This window comes from Spiroplasma endosymbiont of Megaselia nigra, from assembly GCF_003987485.1.
GTDB lineage: Bacteria > Bacillota_I > Bacilli_A > Mycoplasmatales > Mycoplasmataceae > Spiroplasma.
Map to the genome: position 1 here is coordinate 1 of NZ_RCOO01000147.1, position 3,016 is coordinate 3,016.

Here is a 3,016-nt window from a genome sequence, read left to right on the forward strand (position 1 = left end):
TTTTGGACCTTTTGGTGTATTTAAAATTCCTTTTTTAAAATTTCTTTGTCATGAATCAAGTGTTTTTATATTTACTTTATATTTTTGTGCAATATAAGTAGGCGATGTTTGTTCAATTTCTTTTACTGTATTTTTTCGAAATTCTGCAGTATATGTTTTAAATTTTTGTTCTTTTCCTGCCATTAAAAAATGCACCTCCTCTAAAAGTTTAGTAAAGTTCTTTTTTAATTTTACTTACTTTTTGGGGTGCAGTCTTCTTTTTGGGGTGCAGTCTTTTCCTTTTAATATTAATCAACAACCACAATTTATTGTTGGTAAAATTCTTGAGCGTAAAAAACATCCTAATTCAGATAAATTAAATATTTGTCAAGTAGACATTGGTTTATCAACTGAACAAATTATTTGTGGAGCTGATAATTGTGATATTGGCCAATTGGTTGTTGTTGCGCGTGTTGGGGCAATTATGCCTTCATGTTTAAAAATTGTTCCTAGTGAATTACGAGGAATTATTTCAAATGGAATGCTTTGTTCTGAACGCGAATTGGGATTACCAATTACTATTATTGGTAAAAAAATTATGTTATTATCAAAGCAACAATATCATCTGGGAAATAGTTTTTGAAAGGAATATTATAATGGGCAAAATTAAGGCAGGGTATTATAGTGCAATTTATTTTTTAAAAACAGCAAATATTTTAAAAAATGAAAAACCAAATGATTTAATAACAATGCAGTTTTTTCAACGTGAAGAAAATGTTATTTTAGCAGGCGTTAATGAATGTGTTGAATTATTAAAAACAGAAGTTTTTAATGCGGAAAGTTTAGAAATCACTGCCTTAACGGATGGCGATTTAATTCAAGCTAATGAACCAGTTTTAAAAGTAACTGGGCATTATTATCAGTTTGGCCATTTAGAAGGTATTATTGATGGTATTTTAGCACGACAAACAAGTATTGCAACAAATTGTTATCGTGTATTACAAGCAACTAATAATAAGCCAGTGATATATATGAATGATCGTAGTGATTATTATTATAATCAAGAAAATGATGGTTATGCTGCAAAAATTGGTGGAATAACTAATTTTGTTACAACAGCACAAGTAACAAAATTAGTTGGTAATTATGAGCCTATGGGCACTGTTCCGCATGCTTTAATCCAAGCTTTTAATGGTGATTTAATTGCAGCTTTGAAAGCTTATCAAAAGTTTTATCCAACTGATAAATTAGTGGCTTTAGTTGATTATAATAATGATGTTATTACTGATACTTTGCAAGTAGCACGTGCATTTTCAAATTTATATGCAGTTCGTGTTGATACTTCTCAATCATTAATCGATAAATATTTTTTTGGAAAAGAAGAGAAGTATCCAAGTAGTGAAATTAATGGTGTTAATAAACACTTAATTCGTGCTTTACGTCAAACTCTAGATAAGGCAGGATATCAACATATTAAAATTATTGTTTCATCAGGATTTAATGTTCAAAAAATCCAGGATTTTGAAAAAGAAGGTGTTCCTGTTGATATTTATGGCGTTGGTGAATCGTTGGCAAAAATTAATATTGGCTTCACTGGTGATGCTGTTCAATTAAATGGTGTTGATCAAGCAAAGGTTGGGCGGAGTAATATTGCTTCGAATCGACTAGTTAAAAAATAAGAAATGTTTTATAATATATGTAAATAAAGGGGGTTTTCATGATGAGAGAAAATAAAAACCATAAAATAGAGTCTTATTATAATCATGATGATGCTTATCCTCATTTAAAACAGGAACGAAAACAATATCAAAATGAAAACGAAAAAATTACAATTGAAAATAATAAGAATAAATCTTCTTTAACATCGTTATGTGAAGTTATTTCACCTTTATATGGAAAAAAATTAGATGGTGCTGATGAATTTAAAGTTAATATGTCGGATTCATATAAAAAACAAAAAGAAAATAGTCCCATAATTTCGATTGAGGATGTTATTGCTCAGCGGGTGAGTGAGAAGAAGGCGGAGTTAGTGAAAATTCATATTACTGAAGAAAAAATTTCGTCTTTTGATAAAACTAACATTGAACCATATTTTCGAAAATATGATCCAGTTACAAATAAAGAAATTATTCCATCAACTTTAAAAACTAAAAATAAATTATCTGAACCAACAGCACAAACGGTATCATTTTTATTAAAGCCACGAAAAAGTGGAGCAAATATTTTTGGCGATAGAACAGCTGAGTTAAAAGTAGAATTAGAACAAATTAAAGAAAAAATTCGTAATCCAATGCCACAACATAATGTTGATGATTATGAGCAAACAGCAATGTTTGAAGGAATTGAAGAGCAAAGAGAAATTAATGAACAGATTCGCAATGCAGTTGCTGAAGTTTATCATATTGATGATAATTTTTCTGAAGATATGCCATTAGAGCAACGTCGTCGATTAATCCAACATAATTCAACAAAAGCGGGAGCAGTTAGATTTAAAAAGCTACTTAATTTACAAGAAAATAATTTAAATAATCAGTTTCTTCGTCGCCCGAAACCATTATCACAAAATGCATCAGGATATCATAAGAAATTGCATGATTTACGAAACAGTGATTCTGAACCAGATATGAACCACGTTAAAGAATATCATACTAATCGTAATCCTTATTTATCACGCATGTTAGAAATTGAAGAGCAAACAGCAAAGGAAGCAGAAGCAAAACGTCGTGAACGAATTAAAACACAAATTAATAATGTTCAAAGGGATAATGAAAATAATAATGAATAGGTAAGGAAAATTTTAAAAACTGATAGGGTGTTTAGAGTGCACCCCAAAAAGTAAGTATTAGTAAAAAAGGTTTATAAACTTTTATTTATTATATCCTTTTCTTTGCGGCTTGAATATCATTTATTTCATTTTTTAACATCATTAATATATTCATCATGCGATAAGTAAATATTGTTATGAATTGTTGCTTTTTTTAATAAAGAATGAAAACTTTCAATAACAATATTATCAGCACAATGATAATTTTTACCC

General features: G+C 29.0%; 4 protein-coding genes and 1 pseudogene. 3 read left to right on the forward strand and 2 right to left on the reverse strand.

The window, feature by feature from the left end:
* Positions 1 to 183: transposase (locus D9R21_RS05500; RefSeq protein WP_148108843.1), on the reverse strand; the 183-nt coding region annotated here is incomplete at its 3' end.
* A gap of 58 nt (positions 184 to 241) precedes the next feature.
* On the opposite strand from D9R21_RS05500, the gene ytpR reads away from it, so the two are divergent.
* From ytpR to D9R21_RS05515, 3 genes are read left to right on the forward strand one after another with little or no spacing between them, the layout of a single operon-like run.
* The gene (gene ytpR / locus D9R21_RS05505) at positions 242 to 649 is read left to right on the forward strand and encodes a YtpR family tRNA-binding protein (RefSeq protein ID WP_241568795.1); all 408 of its coding nucleotides are present in this window, start codon (positions 242 to 244) and stop codon (positions 647 to 649) included.
* A complete protein-coding gene (locus tag D9R21_RS05510) occupies positions 636 to 1,658 on the forward strand; it encodes a nicotinate phosphoribosyltransferase (protein ID WP_126821418.1) in 1,023 nt (340 codons plus the stop codon). The genes ytpR and D9R21_RS05510 overlap by 14 nt, the downstream gene beginning before the upstream one ends.
* A 38-nt stretch (positions 1,659 to 1,696) precedes the next feature.
* The gene (locus tag D9R21_RS05515; RefSeq protein WP_241568796.1) at positions 1,697 to 2,764 is read left to right on the forward strand and encodes a hypothetical protein; all 1,068 of its coding nucleotides are present in this window, start codon (positions 1,697 to 1,699) and stop codon (positions 2,762 to 2,764) included.
* Positions 2,765 to 2,835: 71 nt separating this feature from the next.
* Here D9R21_RS05515 and D9R21_RS07325 read toward each other — a convergent pair.
* A pseudogene (locus D9R21_RS07325) lies at positions 2,836 to 3,016 on the reverse strand (IS3 family transposase); the annotation flags it as partial.